Origin of the sequence: Methylomonas sp. EFPC1, assembly GCF_016925515.1 — a bacterium.
In the GTDB taxonomy this organism is placed as follows: domain Bacteria; phylum Pseudomonadota; class Gammaproteobacteria; order Methylococcales; family Methylomonadaceae; genus Methylomonas; species Methylomonas defluvii.
This window is the reverse complement of record NZ_CP070494.1, coordinates 4,653,778-4,671,910: the sequence shown is the minus strand read 5'-3', so window position 1 is coordinate 4,671,910 and position 18,133 is coordinate 4,653,778. Positions and strand designations below refer to the sequence as shown.

The 18,133-nt window shown below is 53.7% G+C and carries 17 protein-coding genes; 6 read left to right on the top strand and 11 right to left on the bottom strand.

Annotated features, from left to right (window positions below):
- Positions 1–2: 2 nt before the first annotated feature.
- Positions 3–2,789 (bottom strand): DNA polymerase I, encoded by a 2,787-nt coding sequence (gene polA, locus JWZ98_RS21430; RefSeq protein ID WP_205451820.1) that lies wholly within the window; start codon positions 2,787–2,789, stop codon positions 3–5.
- Between the two features lie 135 nt (positions 2,790–2,924).
- Here polA and JWZ98_RS21425 point away from each other — a divergent pair, with 135 nt between their 5' ends.
- Positions 2,925–3,155 carry a hypothetical protein gene (locus tag JWZ98_RS21425; protein WP_205451818.1) on the top strand — a complete coding sequence of 77 codons (231 nt, stop codon included), beginning with the start codon at positions 2,925–2,927 and terminating at the stop codon, positions 3,153–3,155.
- A 240-nt stretch (positions 3,156–3,395) separates the two neighbouring features.
- Here the strand turns inward: JWZ98_RS21425 and JWZ98_RS21420 are convergent, their stop codons facing one another.
- Entirely contained in the window at positions 3,396–4,622 is a 1,227-nt protein-coding gene (locus JWZ98_RS21420) for a PepSY-associated TM helix domain-containing protein (RefSeq protein ID WP_205451816.1), read from the bottom strand.
- Between the two features lie 145 nt (positions 4,623–4,767).
- Complete coding sequence (locus JWZ98_RS21415) at positions 4,768–7,284, bottom strand: TonB-dependent receptor (protein ID WP_205451814.1); 2,517 nt, start codon at positions 7,282–7,284, stop codon at positions 4,768–4,770.
- 200 nt (positions 7,285–7,484) lie between these two features.
- On the opposite strand from JWZ98_RS21415, the gene JWZ98_RS21410 reads away from it, so the two are divergent.
- Together JWZ98_RS21410 and JWZ98_RS21405 are read left to right on the top strand one after the other, a co-directional pair.
- Positions 7,485–7,724, top strand: a complete 240-nt coding sequence (locus tag JWZ98_RS21410) for a hypothetical protein (RefSeq protein ID WP_205451796.1) — start codon at positions 7,485–7,487, stop codon at positions 7,722–7,724.
- Entirely contained in the window at positions 7,721–8,005 is a 285-nt protein-coding gene (locus JWZ98_RS21405) for a type II toxin-antitoxin system RelE/ParE family toxin (RefSeq protein ID WP_205451794.1), read from the top strand. The genes JWZ98_RS21410 and JWZ98_RS21405 overlap by 4 nt, the downstream gene beginning before the upstream one ends.
- 2 nt (positions 8,006–8,007) lie before the next feature.
- Here JWZ98_RS21405 and JWZ98_RS21400 read toward each other — a convergent pair whose 3' ends face one another.
- The 8 genes from JWZ98_RS21400 to JWZ98_RS21365 form a co-directional block, all read right to left on the bottom strand.
- Positions 8,008–8,955: a FecR family protein gene (locus JWZ98_RS21400; protein ID WP_275899223.1), complete on the bottom strand. Its 948-nt coding sequence runs from the start codon at positions 8,953–8,955 to the stop codon at positions 8,008–8,010.
- A gap of 178 nt (positions 8,956–9,133) precedes the next feature.
- A complete protein-coding gene (locus JWZ98_RS21395) occupies positions 9,134–9,649 on the bottom strand; it encodes an RNA polymerase sigma factor (RefSeq protein ID WP_205451792.1) in 516 nt (171 codons plus the stop codon).
- A gap of 161 nt (positions 9,650–9,810) precedes the next feature.
- The gene (locus JWZ98_RS21390) at positions 9,811–11,061 is read right to left on the bottom strand and encodes a dicarboxylate/amino acid:cation symporter (RefSeq protein ID WP_205451790.1); all 1,251 of its coding nucleotides are present in this window, start codon (positions 11,059–11,061) and stop codon (positions 9,811–9,813) included.
- Positions 11,062–11,746: 685 nt separating this feature from the next.
- Positions 11,747–12,070: a ferredoxin FdxA gene (gene fdxA, locus JWZ98_RS21385; RefSeq protein WP_033158287.1), complete on the bottom strand. Its 324-nt coding sequence runs from the start codon at positions 12,068–12,070 to the stop codon at positions 11,747–11,749.
- Between the two features lie 148 nt (positions 12,071–12,218).
- Complete coding sequence (fusA, locus tag JWZ98_RS21380) at positions 12,219–14,324, bottom strand: elongation factor G (protein WP_205451788.1); 2,106 nt, start codon at positions 14,322–14,324, stop codon at positions 12,219–12,221.
- 219 nt (positions 14,325–14,543) lie between these two features.
- Positions 14,544–15,482: a 2-dehydropantoate 2-reductase gene (locus tag JWZ98_RS21375; RefSeq protein ID WP_205451786.1), complete on the bottom strand. Its 939-nt coding sequence runs from the start codon at positions 15,480–15,482 to the stop codon at positions 14,544–14,546.
- Positions 15,479–16,171 carry a DnaA regulatory inactivator Hda gene (gene hda, locus JWZ98_RS21370; protein ID WP_205451777.1) on the bottom strand — a complete coding sequence of 231 codons (693 nt, stop codon included), beginning with the start codon at positions 16,169–16,171 and terminating at the stop codon, positions 15,479–15,481. Before hda ends, JWZ98_RS21375 begins: the two co-directional genes overlap by 4 nt.
- 11 nt (positions 16,172–16,182) lie before the next feature.
- Positions 16,183–16,527 (bottom strand): DUF2069 domain-containing protein, encoded by a 345-nt coding sequence (locus JWZ98_RS21365; protein ID WP_205451775.1) that lies wholly within the window; start codon positions 16,525–16,527, stop codon positions 16,183–16,185.
- Between the two features lie 105 nt (positions 16,528–16,632).
- On the opposite strand from JWZ98_RS21365, the gene JWZ98_RS21360 reads away from it, so the two are divergent.
- From JWZ98_RS21360 to JWZ98_RS21350, 3 genes are all read left to right on the top strand, one after another.
- Positions 16,633–17,199: a YceI family protein gene (locus JWZ98_RS21360; protein WP_205451773.1), complete on the top strand. Its 567-nt coding sequence runs from the start codon at positions 16,633–16,635 to the stop codon at positions 17,197–17,199.
- 94 nt (positions 17,200–17,293) lie between these two features.
- On the top strand, positions 17,294–17,737 hold the full coding sequence (locus JWZ98_RS21355; protein ID WP_205451772.1) for a GNAT family N-acetyltransferase: 444 nt from the start codon (positions 17,294–17,296) through the stop codon (positions 17,735–17,737).
- A gap of 58 nt (positions 17,738–17,795) precedes the next feature.
- Positions 17,796–17,972, top strand: coding sequence for a hypothetical protein (locus tag JWZ98_RS21350; protein WP_205451771.1), 177 nt, complete (start codon positions 17,796–17,798; stop codon positions 17,970–17,972).
- Positions 17,973–18,133: the final 161 nt, after the last annotated feature.

Below are 18,133 nucleotides of genomic sequence, written 5' to 3'. Positions count from 1 at the left end.
CATCAATGCGCTTCGTCCCAATTCTCGCCGCTACCCACTTCCACCAGCAAGGGTACATGCAACTCGGCCGCGCCGGACATGATGCCGCGGATGGTTTCCATATGTTCCGCCAAGCGCGCTTCCGCTACTTCGAACACCAATTCGTCATGTACTTGCATGATCATTTTCACATCCGGATTATCCGCGCCTATCCAGGCGTCGCAAGCCAGCATTGCCCGCTTGATGATGTCGGCTGCGGTGCCCTGCATCGGCGCGTTGATGGCAGTGCGCTCGGCGTATTGGCGCATCGCGGCGTTGCGGGAGTTGATCTCCGGCAAATACAAACGCCGGCCGAAGATAGTTTCCACGTAACCTTGCTGTTTGGCCAGTTCCCGGGTGTTGTCCATGTATTGCTTCACGCCGGGATAACGACTGAAGTACAGATCGATATAGGCCTGGGCCTGATTGCGCGACAAGCCCAATTGCTGCGCCAAACCAAACGCCGACATGCCGTAGATCAAACCGAAATTGATGGCCTTGGCGGAGCGGCGTAAATCGTGAGTAACCTGATCCAGCTCCACTTCGAACACTTCCGCAGCCGTGGCGCTATGCACATCCACGCCTTGCGAAAACGCCGCCAGCAAGCCGGCGTCGCCGGATAGATGGGCCATGATGCGCAGTTCGATCTGCGAATAGTCGGCGGCGACAATTTTATAGCCGGGTGGGGCAATGAAGGCCTGACGGATCTTACGGCCTTCTTCACTACGAATTGGGATGTTTTGCAGATTCGGATCGGACGAAGACAAGCGCCCGGTTGCTGCCACGGCCTGATGATAGGAGGTATGCACTCGGCCGGTGCGGTCGTTGACCTGTTGCGGCAATTTGTCGGTGTAAGTGGATTTGAGCTTGCTCATGCCGCGAAAATCCAGAATCAGCTTGGGCAAGGCGTAATCCACGGCCAGTTCCTGCAACACCGATTCGTCGGTGGAGGGCTGGCCTTTCGGGGTTTTCTTCAAGACCGGCAGGTTCAAGCGGTCGTACAAGATTTCCTGTATTTGTTTGGGTGAACCGAGATTAAACGCCGAGCCGGCCAGATCGTGGGCTTGCTGCTCGATGCCTATCATCCGGTTTGCCAGCTCCAGGCTTTGCTGGGCCAGCATCGCGCTGTCGATCAGCACGCCGTTTTCTTCGATGCGCGCCAACACGCCGATCAGCGGCACTTCAATCTCGTTATACAACGCCCATAAACTAGGGTGCTGCTGCAATTGCGCGGACAGGGTTTGATGCAGGCGCAGGGTGATGTCGGCATCCTCGGCGGCGTATTCGCTGGCCTGTTCGATAGCCACTTCGGCAAAGCCAATCTGCTTGGCACCCTTGCCGGCCACGTCTTCAAAATGAATGGTGTCCACGCCTAGGTAATGCTTAGCCAAATCATCCATATTGTGCTTGGTCGCGGTGCTGTTTAACACGTACGATTCCAGCATGGTGTCGTGTTGGATGCCGCGTAAGGCGATGCCGTGATTGACCAACACATGGCTGTCGTATTTCAGGTTTTGCCCCAGCTTGGCTTTGTTTGGGTCTTCGAGTAAGGGTTTCAAGGCGTCCAATACGGCTTGCCGGTCGAGCTGAACTGGCGCATCGGGATAATCGTGCGCCACGGGTAGATAGGCGGCCTGACCGGCGTCTACTGCAAACGACACGCCGACAATTTGGGCGTCGCTGTAATTTAAACTGGTGGTTTCGGTGTCGAAGGCAAATAGATCGGCATTTTGCAGCTTGTTCAGCCAAGTATTGAAATCGGCTTGGGTCAGGATGGTTTGGTAATCCCTTGCTAACGCAGCTGTCGGCTCCTTCTCTCCAGCGTGGGAGAGCTGGACTGAGGATTCCGAAGAGTCGTTTTTTGCTTGCCCCCTCACCCCTCCCTCTCCCGCTGGAGAGGGGGTTGAACCGTCGCCATTCAAAGTTTTTAGCCAACTGCTGAAACCCAAATGGCCCAACTGATTTTTCAGCGCGGCCATGTCCGGCTCCTTGCGCTTCAAATCGTCCAGGCTGTAATGCAAGGCCACGTCGCACTTAATGGTGGTCAGTTCGCGGGACAAGGGCAGTTGGCCCAAGGCTTCGCGCAAGTTATCGCCGATTTTGCCCTTGATTTCGTCGGCGCGGGCGATCAAATTGTCCAGTGTGCCGTATTCCTGCAACCATTTGGCGGCAGTTTTCGGACCGACTTTCGGCACGCCGGGAATGTTATCCACCGCATCGCCCATCAGCGCCAGATAATCGATGATTTGCTCCGGCTTTACGCCGAATTTGTCCTGCACACCCTGAATATCCATGCGGGTGTTGGTCATGGTGTTTTCCAGCGTGATTTGCTCGTTGACCAGCTGCGCCATGTCCTTGTCGCCGGTGGAAATGATCACTTCAAAGCCTTGGCGCGCCGCGTTTTGCGCCAGACTGCCCAGCACGTCATCGGCTTCCACGCCGTGTTCGATAATCAACGGTAAACCCAAGGACCGGATCAAATCGTGCAAGGGCGCAATCTGCACGCGCAAATCGTCGGGCATCGGTGGCCGATGCGCTTTATATTGATCGTACAAATCATGTCTGAAAGTCTTGCCTGGCGCGTCGAACACCACGGTAATATATGGCGTGTTGTAGTCATTGATCAGCTTGCGCAGCATATTGGACACGCCGTAAACAGCGTTAGTCGGCTCGCCCTGGGCATTGGTCAACGGTGGTACGGCGTGAAAAGCGCGAAACAGAAACGACGAGCCGTCGACCAGGATCAATTTGTTGGGAGCGGAATCGGACATGTAAAGTCAACAAGCAAGAATTAGGGTTCCCGCAACGATACAGGGCCACGCTGATGGCTGCAAGTGCGTTATTACCAGTGGGCACCGGGATGCTTGACTGCTAGGCCGGCTATCGACGATGTTGCATCACACCGTTTGAAAACCGCTTTCTTCGTGAGTTCAGCCATGGCATTACCGCAAACCCAACGCAGAATTAGCCCGGAAGAATATCTTCAGGGCGAACCGGCGAGTCGCTATTTTTGCCGAAAGATTTTTTCGGGCACCCTGCTGGAAAAAATCGGCAAAAATTACGCGACCGTTTATGCCTGCGGCGCCCCGATCCGTCCGCGTCACCTCGTTCCGACCCAACAAGGGGTCGAAACTTAGGTTCTCGCATGACTTAACGCCGTGTCGCGATGCCTTGCAGGTTTTCTCCGCTTCGCTGCGAAAACCTGCAAGGCGCTACGGCTATCGGGGACTAAAAATCTTCACTTCGCTCACGCTCCGTTTCCAAGATTTTCAGCGCTTGAGTCCGACATCAAGCATCAGTTAATCGATGGTGAGGCTTATGCGATGGCGGGCGTCAGCGAGAACCATAATTTACTCGCTGGCATCGGTCTCTTAAACTTAATCCTGCAACACCGCTTTTTGTAGTCTGGCCCGGCGCTTTTTCAGCCAGATCACTACGCCCGTCACCGATAGCATCACTATCGTCAAACCCAATACGCACACAAAAATCCGGTAAGGCATTCCGAACACGTTAGCCATGTGCAAGGCCCCCAACCAGTTAGTCACTGTGTTGCCGGCATACTGGCCGCGGGGCAGTAACAGCAATTTTTCAGCACCGGTGGCTGCGTCGATTACCAAACGGGTAGTGCCGTGCTTGTCCTGTATATCCAGGCTAGTGCGCACCTGATAAACATAAAACCCTTTGGCGGGGTTGTAGCGAAAGCCTGACGGTGACTGAATCACAAATCCTTGCTCACGCGCCGCTTGGCCCATCTGCTCGACGGCTATCCGGTAAGCGTCAGACCAGGCAATTGCTGGCTGCTCCAAGGGTTTGTCCAGATCAGGAAAATCGATCCAGGGTTCGTGATAATCGGTGAATACCGCCCGGGTGACCGGCGCGTAAACAGTATCTGCCAGATTCATATAAACGCTGGACCAGGCGAACACCAACAGCATGGCCCACACCCACAAACCACCGGCCCGATGCAAATCAAAGTTTATGCGGAAGCGGGAACCGCGCGCTTTGATTTTCCAGGCCGGCGCCCAGCGTTGCCAAAACGAACGCGGCTTTCCGTGGGCAGCCGGCGAGGTGTGTCGTTTTGCAACCGGCAGCGTCAGATAAAAACCCACAAAACAATCCAGCGTCCACACCAGCGCGGTAATGCCTAAAATCCAGCCGCCGATTTCATCCAGCGCCAGGGCATAATGCAACTTGTAGACGAAGGGCATCAGGTTGATCCAGCCTTCGGAAATCGCTCCCCAAGTGCGGCGGCCCAGTTCTTCGCCGGTATAGGGATTAAGGATCAACTGGGTGAAGCCGAGTTCATAAGGTTTACCGTTAGCAGGATTGTTAAGGGGCTCCAGGTCAACATTCGCGGCATCGTGCTCCAGCCATATTGCCACGACGCTAGCTTGCGGCACCAACTGTTCGGCCTTGGCTTTCAGCAACGGCGGACTCAAGCGCGGCGAAGCGGATGCCGGAGCGAATAACTGCGGACTGATCAGCTGTTCCAATTCGCTGTAAAACGCCAATAGACTGCCGGTCAAACCAACGATGATCAAAAACACCGTCATCGCCAGCCCGGCGTAACGATGCACAACTACCCAAAAGGGGCGGATTTTCATAGCGGCTCCAGGATCTCCATTTCAAGCCGGCAAAGTGCCGACCATCATCGGATAAGACGTATCAGACAGCGAAATTCCCACCGGGCTAGCCTAAAAAATCTTCGGATCGGGGTTTGGAAGCCCCGAGCCGCTATGGCGTGTGGCATCAAAACTCTACCCGCACCGAACCCAGAAACGTCAACGGTTCGCCGGGGCGAATATTGAGACGATTGCTGGAATGGTCGTAATAGGTTTTGTCGAGTAAGTTGTAGACATTGAGTTGCGGGGTGATTTTGGTGCCACCGTGTTTGAAACTGTAACTAATGCTGGCATCCCAACGCGCATAACCGGGCAATTGAAAGCTATTGGCGTTGTCACCTTGCCGCTGACCGCGAACATAAACGCCCGTGCCAAAGTTCAAACCTCGCAAAAATCCACTGTCGATATCGTATTTTGCCCACAGGCTTCCGGAATGACGCGGTACCGAAGCAAGTTGGTGGCCGGTATTGCCGGCATTGGTGCCTATGGGATTGAAATCGGCATCGTAGACCGTGCCGCTGTCCTTGGTGACTTTGGTATCGGTATAGGCATAAGTGCCGATCAGACTCAGGTTATCGGTCACCCTGCCGGTTATGTCGAGTTCCACGCCGCGGCTGCGGGCTTCGCCGACGGCGACACTGTATAGGGGATTATTCGGGTCAGTGGCCAGCGAATTTTGCTTGGTTATATGGTAATAAGCCAACGTCGAACTCAGCCGGCCATCGAAAAACTCGGTTTTGATGCCACCTTCGAATTGTGTCGCGGTTTGCGGTCCGAACGGTTGGCCGGAGGCGGAGAGCCCGCCGTTATTGCTGCCGATAGATTCGACGTAATTGCCGTAAAGCGCCAGCCATTGCCAGGGTTGATACAGGATTCCGACCCGCGGGCTGAAAAATTCGCTACGGGTATTTTTCATCGAGATTGCGGCATGCGAATTCGACGATTCGCCGCTACCATTTTCCGCCCAGTCGTGGCGGCCGCCGCCCAGAATATGCAGCTTGTCCCACAAGGTGATCTGATCCTGAAAATAGACGCCGTACCAGTTATCTTGGGATTTATAGTAAAAGTTCTTCGCGCCGGCCAGCGCCGACAGATCGACACCGTACACCGGGTTGTTGATATTGATGTCCAGGTCCGAATAAGTATCGGCATAGCCCGAAAATCCGCCGCCGTCCTGACTGTTAAAGCGATTTAAATCGAAGCCGGCCAATACATCGTGGTGGGCAAATCCGGTATCGAACTTGCCGGTCAAATCCAGATTGGTGCTGTAGGTCATCCGGTGGATGGGTGTATGCCACAGGCCGCGAGAAAGCGTTTGATTGTCATCAGCCAAGCTATCCGCCCACAGTATCGATTGATGATACTGAGCGTCGATGTATTGGAAGCGGTTTTTCAGCTTCCAGTCTTGGGTGAACTGATACGACCAATCGAAACCCAACAACACCTTATCCTGAGTATTCGGGTTTTGGCGATTGAACACTGCATCGCCCAGATAGCGATTAATCGGGAGATTGGCCGGACGGTTGCCGATAGCCGGAATGCCGCTATCGCTACCGTCTTCCACCCAGGTATCGTGCTGATATTCGATGTCGAGATTGGTTTCGAAACGGTCGTTGGGACGCCAGGTTAGCGAAGGCGCGACAAACACATGCTCCTGATGCGCGAAATCCCGAAAGGTATCGTTGTCTTTGTATGCGATATTCATCCGATATAACAGCGATTTGTCCGCCAAGAGCGGTCCCGTCGCATCGACCGTGGTGCGGAAGAGGTCGTAAGAGCCGAATTGTTGTTGTACGGAATAATAAGGGGTGTCGAGCGGACGCTTGGTCGCCAGGTTGACCAAACCGCCGGGTTCGATGCGGCCGAATAAGATCGATGCCGGCCCTTTCAGGACCTCCACCCGATCCAGATTGGCGGTTTCCAGGTTGGTGATATAAGGTTGGCGCAGCCCGTTACGATAGGTGCTTTGCCCGGCATCGAAGCCTCGGATCGTGGCGTTGTCGTAAAAACTATAGCCCCCCGATTGCACGCCGCTGACGTTTTTTAAGGCATCGCCGACCGAAATTGCTTGTTGATCGTCCAGCACCGCGCGCGGAATCACTTGGATCGACATCGGCGTTTCCATGATGGGGGTATCGGTTTTGGTCGCGGTACTGGCGATGGGCCGATTGTAGTCGCGGCTATAAGGGTCCGTGAGGTCATACGCAGCCTTACCGGCCACCGTCACCGTCGGCAAAGTATTGGCGCCAGATTGCGGCTCGGGTGCGGCGGCTTTTTCCAAAGTCACCGTGCCGTTGCGGCTGGATTGCACCGCCACGCCGGTGCCCGCCAGCAATTTTCGTAAAGCCTGCTCCGGCGCATATTGGCCGGATACGCCAGGAGAAATAGCGCCGGCGGTCAATTTGCCGTCGGCCACCACTTGAATGCCGGATTTCAGCGAAAACTCCACCAAGGCCTTGTCCAGAGTCTGCGAGCGAATCCGGTAGTCGGCCGCTTGCTCGGCCAGGGCTGTCAAGGCCGGTTCCGCAGCTTGCGCGGCAGAGGATGCCGCCAGCGAAAGCAGCAACAGGCCGCCGGGCAGTCGCGCAGGTGTCTTGAATTTGCGCCGTGGCAAGCGGGTGGCGATAGGTCGTTGATCAGGCATTTGCATCTCCGCAAGATAAATCGTCGTCAGGGTTGCTGGGCAATTCGGCCCATTAACCATCAAGGACGATGGCTTAGCGCATATCCCTAGGCAAAATTAAAAATATTTCACCTCTACGCCATGCTGTGTTTATTGTGTTAAGAAACGCGAGTCATTAAACTGGTATTCACGATGTTTTTCGAACAACGGAAGAAGCCGCCATGCCTGTTACCTTACAAGTAAGTCCCGAACTAAAAGCCCAATTGAGCGCGCTTGCCAAGCAAACTCATCGAGATGAAACGGAGCTAGCGAATCAAGCCATCGGCAATTTCATTGCGTGGGAAAATGGCATGCTGGATAAAATCAAGGAAGGGCTTGCTCAAGCGGACCGTGGAGAATTCGTTGACGACGCGGAAATGGCCGCGTTTTTTGAACAACATTCGTTGCCATCAATGAAATGAGACTCCGCTATACCCGGCGAGCCAAGACCGGTTTGAGCGAGATATACGACTTTGTGGCTCAAGACAACCGCAATGCTGCAACACGAATTATTACCAAAATTCACGATACGCTGAATAGCTTACTCGCAAATCCTTTCATGGGCCGTCCGGGCCGTATCGACGGCACCCGAGAACTGATCATTACGCATTTTCCGTTCATTGTTGTTTACCGTGTCCAGGATAAGGACATTCATGTGCTTGCCATTATTCATACGGCCAGACTTTGGCCGGACACACTCTAACTTTATCCCAGCAACACCCAATAATCGGCAATACGCCGGGCCCGTATGCCAAAGGTTTGCTCCAGTGCGGATACCGCATCGTCCAACTTGCCGATATTAAACACCGCCGTGATCGGCCGATTCTCCAACTGCCGGTCTGTGATGATCAAACGGCCAGGGCGATAACGATTGATTTGCGCCACCACCTCGGCCAGCGGCGCTTGCACAAAGACCATTTGCCCTTGGCGCCAGGCCAATTCGCGCGGTACGTCGGCCGTTTGCTTGGCGGAGAGCCGGGCGCCTCGATAATGCGCCGACTCACCGGGCGTCAAGGGTGTGATCTGTTCGGGGTGACTTTCGGTGCTGGTTTCCACCCGGCCCTCGGCGACGGTGACGGCAACATCTTCCGAACGGCGGCCGACGCTGAACGCGGTGCCGGTGACTCGGGCACGGGCGTCGCCGGCCACCACCCAAAACGGCCGTTGCGGCGCGCGCGTTACTTCGAAAAACGCTTCGCCGCGCAGCAGCGTAACCCGGCGTTGAGCGGCGGTCATTTCGATGTCCACCGCACTGTCGGTATTCAACAGCAGCCGGGAGCCGTCGGTCAACGTCACTAGGCGCTGTTCGCCGGTGGCGGTGTGATAATCGCTTTGCAGGTTTTGCACGAGTGCCGGTTGCAGGAGTACGGCGATCAAGCCCACACAAGCCGCCACGGCCGCCGCTATGCTAGCGGTTCGCCGGCGTCGAGGACGTTTGGTGGTGGTTGCCGAGTTGGCGGCTAAGGGCGCTTCGGCTTGCCGGCGAACGGCCTTGGCGGGGGCTTCCAAATCCGCGAACAACGCTTGCACCGTGTCCCAGGCCTCGGCATGCAAGGGGCTGGCGGCTAGCCATGCGGCAAACTGTTCTCGCTCGGCGGTGCCGACATCGTCCGCGCGCAGCCGAAAAAACCAGGCATTGGCTTCGGTAAAGATGCGGTCGGAGGCGGAGGATGATGCGATCGGGTTAATGGCGGGACTCCGGGTAGTCAGCGGCTAAAAGCTCGGTTGAACGCGATTGTAAAGCAAAGCCCGAGCCGGTTCGACCGGGTAGATTTTCAGCATGGGATACTTGAATGTGGGGCGGCTGCGCCGAGTGCTATTTAAACAGCGCTCAAGTATTGGTCAAAAAACTTCGGCACAGCAGCAGCGCTTGGCGCAGATGATATTCGACGGTGCGTTCGGAAATATCCAGTCGCGCGGCGATCTGTTTGTAGCTCAGTTCGTCGGCGCGGTATAACAGAAAAATTTCCCTGGTTCTGTCCGGTAAGCTGGCGATGGCTTGTTGCAATTGTTCTCCCAGATATTGTCTGGCAACGATATCTTCCGTGTGCGGTTTCGAGTCGGCTATGTCGGTATCCAGCGGCACCATCTCGCGATGTTGCTGGCGTTTGATACCGCGCAGATGGTCTCGCGCCAGATTGGCGGCAATGGTAAACATGAACGCATTCAAATCCAGAATTTGCCGGGGCTCTTGTTTCAAAAACCGCAGATAGGTTTCCTGCGCCAGCTCCTCTGCCACTTCCCGCGAGCGGACCTGCCAATACAGATATTTTTGCAGTTGCGGGTGGCTGGCGTTAAAAAAATCGGCCAATTCCTGACTGGTGACGGCGTTGTGTGGTTGTGTCATGCCAAATCGAATTCATGCGAGAATTCAATTTTCAGCAAGCTACATGCCATGGCGGCGGAATGCCGGCAATATGAGGTGTTCCGGTAGCCGGGGTCGTTAAATTGGGGCTAAAAACTAAGGCATATGGCCAATCCTATGGGCGATATGACACAGTTGGTTTGTTAGTTTCGCTGCGGTTCGGGTTGGTCGACCAAGGCTGCAATCACCAAATCGCCGCTCACGTTCAAGGTGGTACGGCACATATCCAGAAAGCGGTCCACGCCCAAAATCAAGCCCATGCCCTCGGCCGGAATGCCGACCTGCTGGGTCAATATCATGATCAGCGGCAGCGAGCCGCCGGGCACGCCGGCCGTGCCAATGCCGGCCAATATAGACATCAATACCACTTGCACCTGCTGCGCCAGCGATAAATCGACACCATAAACCTGCGCCAGGAACAGCACGGTAATGCCTTCGAACAAGGCCGTGCCGTTCTGGTTGGCGGTAGAGCCTATCGTCAACACAAAGCGCGCCACTTCCGGCCGCAGTTTTAAATCGTGTTCCGCCAGTTCCAGCGAGCGCGGCAATGTGGCATTCGACGACGCTGTGGCAAATGCGTAGAGATAGACATCCCGGCATTGCCGAAAAAAACTCAGCGGCTGGATCAGAGTAAAAAAGCGCAGTAGCATGCTGTACACCACCACTTGCTGTAGCAGCAGACCGGTTACCACCACCAGCACGTAAAACCCCAAGGAAAACAATATGTGATGCCCGAATTTGAAAGTCGATTGAAACACCAGCGCAAACACGGCAATCGGCGCCAGTTTCATCGCGGTATCGACGACCAACAAGCAGGCGGCATAGGTTTCTTCCAATAAGCCAACCCAACGCGACGGCTTGTCACCATTGGTCGCCGCCAGCGCCGCGCCGAAGGCCAAGGAAAAGAACATCAACGACAACATCTCGCCTTCCAGTGCTTGAGTGGCACTGGCGAACGGATTTTTGGGAATGATCTCCAACAAAGATTGAACCACCGGCTTGGCTTGGGCGACGTTTTGCTGGATTTTATTCACGCCGCTGCTATCGCCCAACATCTGCGAAATATCCAGCCCCATGCCCGGTTGCGCCAGATTGACCAGCGAAATCCCCACCGCCACCGATGCCGAACTGGCCAATAGGGTAAAAAACAAAGTGCGCTGGGCCACCCGCGCCAATCCGTGATGATTGCTGAGTTGATACACACCCAACATCAAACCGCTCATCACCATCGGTACCACGATCATGAAAATCAAGCGCAGGAAGATTTGGCCGATGGGTTCCATCAAGTAACGGTTAAAGATTTGCAATGCCTCGCTGTTGGCAAAGCCGTGGCAGACCAGTCCGGCGCACGCGCCCAGCACTAAACTCAGCAGTAATCGGTGGTGGTTTTTCATGACGGAATTAGAACAGTTAGCGTGGATACTTTGATCTTAGGGGTTTTGCGGATGCTTTGCTTGATTTCTCGCCATGCTGGGTTTTGGGTCGGATGAAAATGCTCTGACAATCGATACCACCCCCGCAGTTATTCGGGTCCGCATTTAGCGAGGTCAATGGCGGTGATCTCGGCACCTGAATGACGGGAAACAACATTAAACCAATAAAACTAACGGGAGAAGTACCAAGCAGTCAGATGGAGAATGGGATCGGAAGGGGGCATAAATGGTGGTAAAAGTACCGCCACTGTAAGTGACGCCGTAGCTAGTGTCGAGGTGAATTATTAACTGCTAATAATGTAATCTTGGCGGGATGTTAAGAGCAGCCCTAAAAATACAGTGTTCCGCGGAAATGCGGGTGGAGTTAGAGTGACGCGCAGCGAGCCGGCAGAAGCACGGGTGGTTCTGGGCGGTCTGGCGGGAGAGCAAGTCAGAGAGGTTGCAGCGAACAACCTAACGCGAGCAAAGTGCAATCCAATGACTACATCTTTTCAATGGCGAAAACACGAGGGTCGTAGTGCGTAACCACGAAATACTATCGCTAACTTGCGGGATTAAGTGCTAGTGACTAGCGAGTGCTTTAACGCTGGGTTGAGCCCATGCCGGAAGGGCATGGGCTCGGTATTTCATTAATCAATGGCAGTTCTTACTTTTCCAATAACGCAAATTTACCGGGTTTGCCGTTCCATTCGTCGGCGTCTGGTAGAGAGTCTTTCACTTCCGTAATGATAGGCCATTGTTTGGCCAGTTCCGCGTTCAGCGCTGCGAAGTGTTCTTGGCCCTCGGGCAGTTCGTCTTCCGCGTGGATGGCGTTGGCTGGGCACTCGGGTTCACAGAGGGTGCAATCGATACATTCGTCGGGATCGATAACCAGAAAATTAGGACCTTCATGAAAGCAATCGACGGGGCATACGTCAACGCAGTCGGTAAATTTGCATTTGATGCAGTTTTCGGTGATTACAAAAGCCATATTGTTCTTCCAAGGTTAGGTAAATGAACAAGCTGCCGTGCATGGCGGAAGCTTTATGGTTAAAAATGCACCTGCCGCTTAACGCGGCAGGTGGCTGATCGGCAATATTAAGCAGAATAAGGGCCGACAAGATCAGCCCGTATCATGCTTATTTGTCTTTGTTACGTTCCTTAACTTCCTTGATCACCTCTTCCGCGACATTGCGTGGGCAAGCGGTGTAATGCGAGAACTCCATGGAGAACTGGCCGCGACCGGAAGTCATGGTGCGCAAATCGCCAATGTAACCGAACATATCGCTCAAAGGTACGTCAGCTTTGATACGCACGCCGGTAACGCCTGCGTCTTGCGATTTGATCATGCCGCGGCGACGGTTCAAGTCACCGATTACGTCACCGACATGCGCATCCGGTGTGAATACGTCCACTTTCATGATCGGCTCCAGCAATTGCGGACTACCTTTTGGGATCGATTGACGGTAAGCGGCACGGGCTGCGATTTCGAAAGCGATGGATGAGGAGTCAACCGCGTGGAAAGCACCGTCGGTCAGAATGACTTTGAAGTCCAAGCAAGGGAAGCCTGCCAACACACCTTTGTCGATACTGGCTTTAAAGCCTTTTTCGACAGCAGGCCAGTATTCGCGAGGTACGTTACCGCCGGTCACTTGTGATTCGAATACGAAACCGCTGCCTGCTTCGCCCGGCTCGATGACGTAATCGATTTTCGCGTATTGACCGGAACCGCCCGATTGTTTTTTGTGGGTGTAGCTGTCTTCGATGCGTTGGGTAATGGTTTCGCGGTAAGCCACCTGTGGTTTACCCACGTTGACGTCTACACCGTGGGTACGGCGCAAGATGTCGACTTTAATGTCAAGATGCAGCTCACCCATACCTTTGATGATGGTTTCGCCGGATTCTTGGTCGGTTTCAACGCGGAAGGAGGGGTCTTCTTGCACCATTTTGCCCAGAGCAATACCCATTTTTTCGTTACTGCCTTTGTCTTTCGGTGCAATCGCAATGGAGATAACGGGATCCGGGAATACCATCGGCTCCAATGTGGCCGGTTTGTCGGGATCGCACAGGGTGTGACCGGTTTGCACGTTTTTCAAACCGATCAAGGCTACGATGTCGCCGGCTTGTGCGGTTTCGATCTCGTTACGGTCGTTGGCGTGCATTTCCACCATCCGGCCCACACGTTCGGTTTTGCCGGTGTAGGTGTTCAATACCGAGTCGCCTTTTTTCAGTTTGCCGGAATAAACACGGACGAAGTTCAGGGCGCCGAAACGGTCGTCCATGATTTTGAAAACCAGCGCGCGGAACGGACGTTCTGGATCCACAATCGCGTGTTCGCCGGTTGGGACGCCTTCGATGTCGGTTTCGGGTTGTGGGTTGACTTCGGTAGGATTCGGCAGGTATTCGATAACGCCGTCCAGTACCAATTGCACGCCTTTGTTTTTGAACGAAGAGCCGCAATAGGTCGGGAAGAAATCCATCGCGATGGTGCCTTTGCGGATGCAGCGTTTGATTTCTTCGATGGTGGGCTCTTCGCCTTCCAGATATTTTTCCATGATCTCGTCGTCTTGGTCCGCGACTGAATCGATCAGTTTCGCGCGCCATTCTTCGACTTGTTCCACCATGTCGGCAGGTACGTCTTTGATTTCGTATTTCATTGGATCGCCAGAGTTATCCCAGACCCAGGCTTTGCGGGTCAACAGGTCGACCACGCCGACGAAATTGTCTTCTTCGCCGATAGGCAGGGTCATGACGACCGGTTTTGCACCCAGTACGTCTTCGACTTGCTTGACGACGCGGTAGAAATCCGCGCCCAATCTGTCCAGCTTGTTGACGTAAATGATACGAGAAACTTTGGAGTCGTTCGCATAGCGCCAGTTGGTTTCGGATTGCGGTTCAACGCCGCCGGAACCGCAGAATACGCCGATGCCGCCGTCCAATACTTTCAACGAACGATAAACTTCGATAGTAAAGTCAACGTGGCCCGGGGTGTCGATGATGTTGAAGCGGTGTGGTTCAAATTGCTTGGTGCTGCCCGCCCAAGAACAGGTAGTGGCCGCTGACTGAATGGTGATACCGCGCTCGGCTTCCTGAGCCATGAAGTCCATGGTTGATTCGCCTTCGTGAACTTCACCGATTTTGTGGATTTTTCCGGTCAGCTTCAAAATCCGCTCGGTGGTCGTGGTTTTACCGGCATCGACGTGAGCGAAGATGCCGATGTTTCTGTAAAGCGATAGATCAGTCATGGTTATACTCTAAAAATGGACATAAAAACTTTTAAACCCCAGCACCATTGCCACGGTTGGTTGTGGATCACATAGCTGCTAGTCTAGCGAAGTATGCGGCCGGTCTTCGCTTTGCAAGGTCTGAGGCGAAATTCACACGGCTTCTTCAAAGACAGGGTCAATGAAAATCTTCACATTCTAACCGAAAAATAACAAAAAGCAGAATGTCAATTGCGTGAATTAGCTAAGAAGGCTATTAGAACGGATTTGCAGCTCCCGGAGCTGCATCAATACATAAAGCGATTGCAGGCAAGGACAGTCTAAACCTTGCCGCTGGGCGGCGCGCACCGCGTTGCCGAGAATGGCTTCGGTTTCCATGGTCTGTCCTCGCTCGAAATCCAGTAGCATGCTGGTTTTATAGGGTGGCATATCACGGGTCAGAGCAATGTGATTTTCGATAATATCGGCTGGGAGCGGATGGTCGCAAGCCGCGGCAATACTGCAGACTTCCTGCATAACGCGGCGCACAAAATTTTCCTGATTCTGCAAGATCGCCTGAGTTGCCAATCCGCCGGACAGTACTGACAGCGGATTGAAAGGCGCATTCCAGACACACTTTTGCCAACGACTGGCGACAATATCGTCGCTAATCAGGCATTCGATGCCGGCTTGTAGGAACAAATCGCGCAAATGCGATGTTTTAGGTTCGTGGCTATCTGACAGATTACCCAAAATCAACTTGCCGTAAGCCAAGTGGCTAATCTCGCCGGGAGCCAGCCGGTTACAGCAAATAAATGCCAAGCCGCTGATTAACAGATTGTCCGGGAAAGCTTGTTGCAGCTCCTGTTCAATCTCGACACCGTTTTGGATCAGCACAATGGTAGTTTGCCGAGCGACTGCATCGCGAATCAGCGCAACTCGATCAATGTCCGGGGTTACCTTGCTGCATAAAATCAGGTAATCGGCTTGACCATCGTAGTTGGTGGCATCGCGCAATACCTGGCTAGGCATGAATTGCCAAGTGCCCAGAGCATGGCTTTCGATACGATACCCATGCTGTCTGATGACATCATAATCGGAGCGGCACACCACTGAGACTTCCGCGCCAGCCTTAGCCAACAGGCCACCGTAAAAGCCGCCGATAGCGCCGGCACCCACGATCAATACCTTGGTGCTCATGTTTCCTCAGCCAGAATCTGCTTTAAAAACGGAATGGTTAATTTGCGTTGCGCGGCCAAGGTAGCGCGGTCGATTTTTTCCAGGAGCAGCCATAGCGCTGCTAAATCGTGAACATAATGATTCAACAAAAATCGCCCCACTGCCGGCGGAATGTCGAAGCCCAAAAAATGGGCTTTATAAGTCAGCGCTTCGATTAACTGATCATCGCGCAAAGGCTGGATTTTTAAGGTCAGCCCCCAAGCCATCCGGGTTTTCAGGTCGGGTAAGTCAAAGCCCAAAAACTTTGGCGGGCAATCGGCAGCCAGCAGCAATTTATGATTGTTCTGCCGATGCGTATTATAAAAAGCAAACAGCGCGTGTTCCCAGTCGAGGTGGCCGGCCAGCGCTTGCATATTGTCGAAACAGACCAATTCCAGATCTTCCAGGCCGTCCAACAAGGTCGGTGCCGGCAAATGGTCGATGTCAAAAGCCAGATAGAACGGGTCTTTACCCGCCAGTTTGGCTTGCTGGCAACAGGCCTGCAACAAGTGGCTTTTCCCGCTGCCGGCATCGCCCCAGATAAAAATTTGCTGTTCCTGACCGTTCTCTGCCAGGGCCTGCAACTGCGTGACGATTTCGGCGTTATTGCCGGGAAAAAAACTGGCAAAGGTCTGATCGTTCTGAAACTCGAATTGTAACGGGACTTGCATGCCGCTGGTGCTCAGGCTTTTTCCGCTTTGTAGACATACAGGCCGGCGCCGAAGCACAGCAGCAGGCTGAACAACACTTCCAGCAGCGCATAAGGCCGTTCTATTTGATTGACATAGGCTTCAGCGGCGCCATGCGCGAAATACGGTAGGCTCAAATAACACATCCAGGTGCAGCTTTTCAGATTGCGGTTTAATAAGCCTTTAAACGGCAGCAATAGCGGTCCGGCCGAGATTAACAACAGCAATGCAGTGGGCAACTTGTTCGATGGTGACAATAGCGTATGCCAAGCCATCATTAACAAAAACAGGCCGAAGAAGCCCACCAAGGCCGCGTAATAGTAATAGATTCGTTGCATGAGAGCGGCAAATGACCAGAGTGATAGAGTTAAGCTGATCTATTATCACAAAGTCTCTGCAATAATGCAGTGTCGCTCGTTTTTTAACCCACAAAGGAGATAGTCATGATTCGAAAACTTTGCTCCATAACCGCTGCCGGCCTGTTGAGTTTTAGCGTGCTGGCCGCCGATAGCTATACCATCGATAGCCATCACACCTTCCCCAGCTTTGAAATCAGCCATTTGGGTTTTTCCACGCAACGCGGCCGTTTTAACGAAACCAGCGGCAAAGTGACATTGGATGCCGCGGCGGGTAAAGGCAGCATAGACATCAGCGTCAACACCGCGTCTATCAGTACCGGTTTGAAGGAGTTGGAAGAGCATTTACGCGGCAAGGAGTTTTTCGATAGCGGGCAATTTCCGCTGATGACCTTTAAATCTGACACGCTCAGTTTTCAAGGCGAGAAACTGGTCGGTGCCGACGGCATTTTGACCTTGCACGGCATCAGCAAGCCCGTGCATTTGGACGTCGAGCGCTTTTACTGCGGGATGAATGTCATCAGATTAAAGTACACCTGTGGCGCCGATGCCGTGGGCACGATAAAACGCTCTGAGTTTGGCGTCGACAAATATGTGCCGGCGGTGGGCGATGAGGTCAAGGTGCTCATCCAGGTTGAAGCTGTTAAGGATTAAGTTGCCCAGCGCTTTGCTCAATGCCGAACCAATCTTTACCTTGCGCCGAAATCGGGTGTTACACAACGCTTTTAATGCTTAGCCGGAGACGGGGATGGAAATAAGCTTAGCCAATGCGGCCGACATCCCGGCGCTTTGTCAGCTACTAGGCGAATTATTCAGTCAAGAAGCCGAGTTCCAGCCCGATTATGCCGCTCAGCATCGGGGCTTGGCGCGCATCATTGCAGACCCAAACATCGGCCATATTCTGGTGGCGCGGCATGAATGCCAAATTGTCGGTATGGTGAATCTGCTTTACACCGTCTCCACCGCGCTGGGCGAACGGGTGGCCTGGCTGGAAGATATGGTCGTGTCAAGCGAGGTTCGCGGCCTAGGTCTTGGTAGCCGGTTGTTGGAACACGCGGTCGCGTTTGCCCGCCAAAATGGCTGTCGCCGGCTCAGCTTGTTGACCGATGCCGATAATCTGCAAGCTCAGCGCTTTTACCAGCGACAAGGTTTCAGCGTTTCTCAAATGTTGCCGATGCGCTTGGTTTTTTGAATAACAGTGCCGCATTGCGCAAAAATGGCCCGTTTTTGTGGTCGGGGGCAACGTGCGGATGGGTAATGATGTTTATCCCGCTTTATCCCTGGGTTGCAGAAAAATGGCTGGCGACGATGTTTTTTCCATGTCGCCGGTGATCATCAAGGACGTGCTGCCGGCCCTGCTCAACAACTCGCCCGGTTTGTCGCCGATTACTACCCGGCCCTCAGCTCGAACGGAATGTTCGGGATAAATAGGGCCTGGTTAAGAGGATTTCGCTAAAAAATAACGTCCCGAATGACTTTTCCCGCCAAACCGTTCATGCTCGATTCGCATGGATGCAGGAGTGAGAGCAAGTGTCGAGAATTCAGTCGATACATGAACGGTTTGGGGTGGTGGATGCGCGGAGTTTTT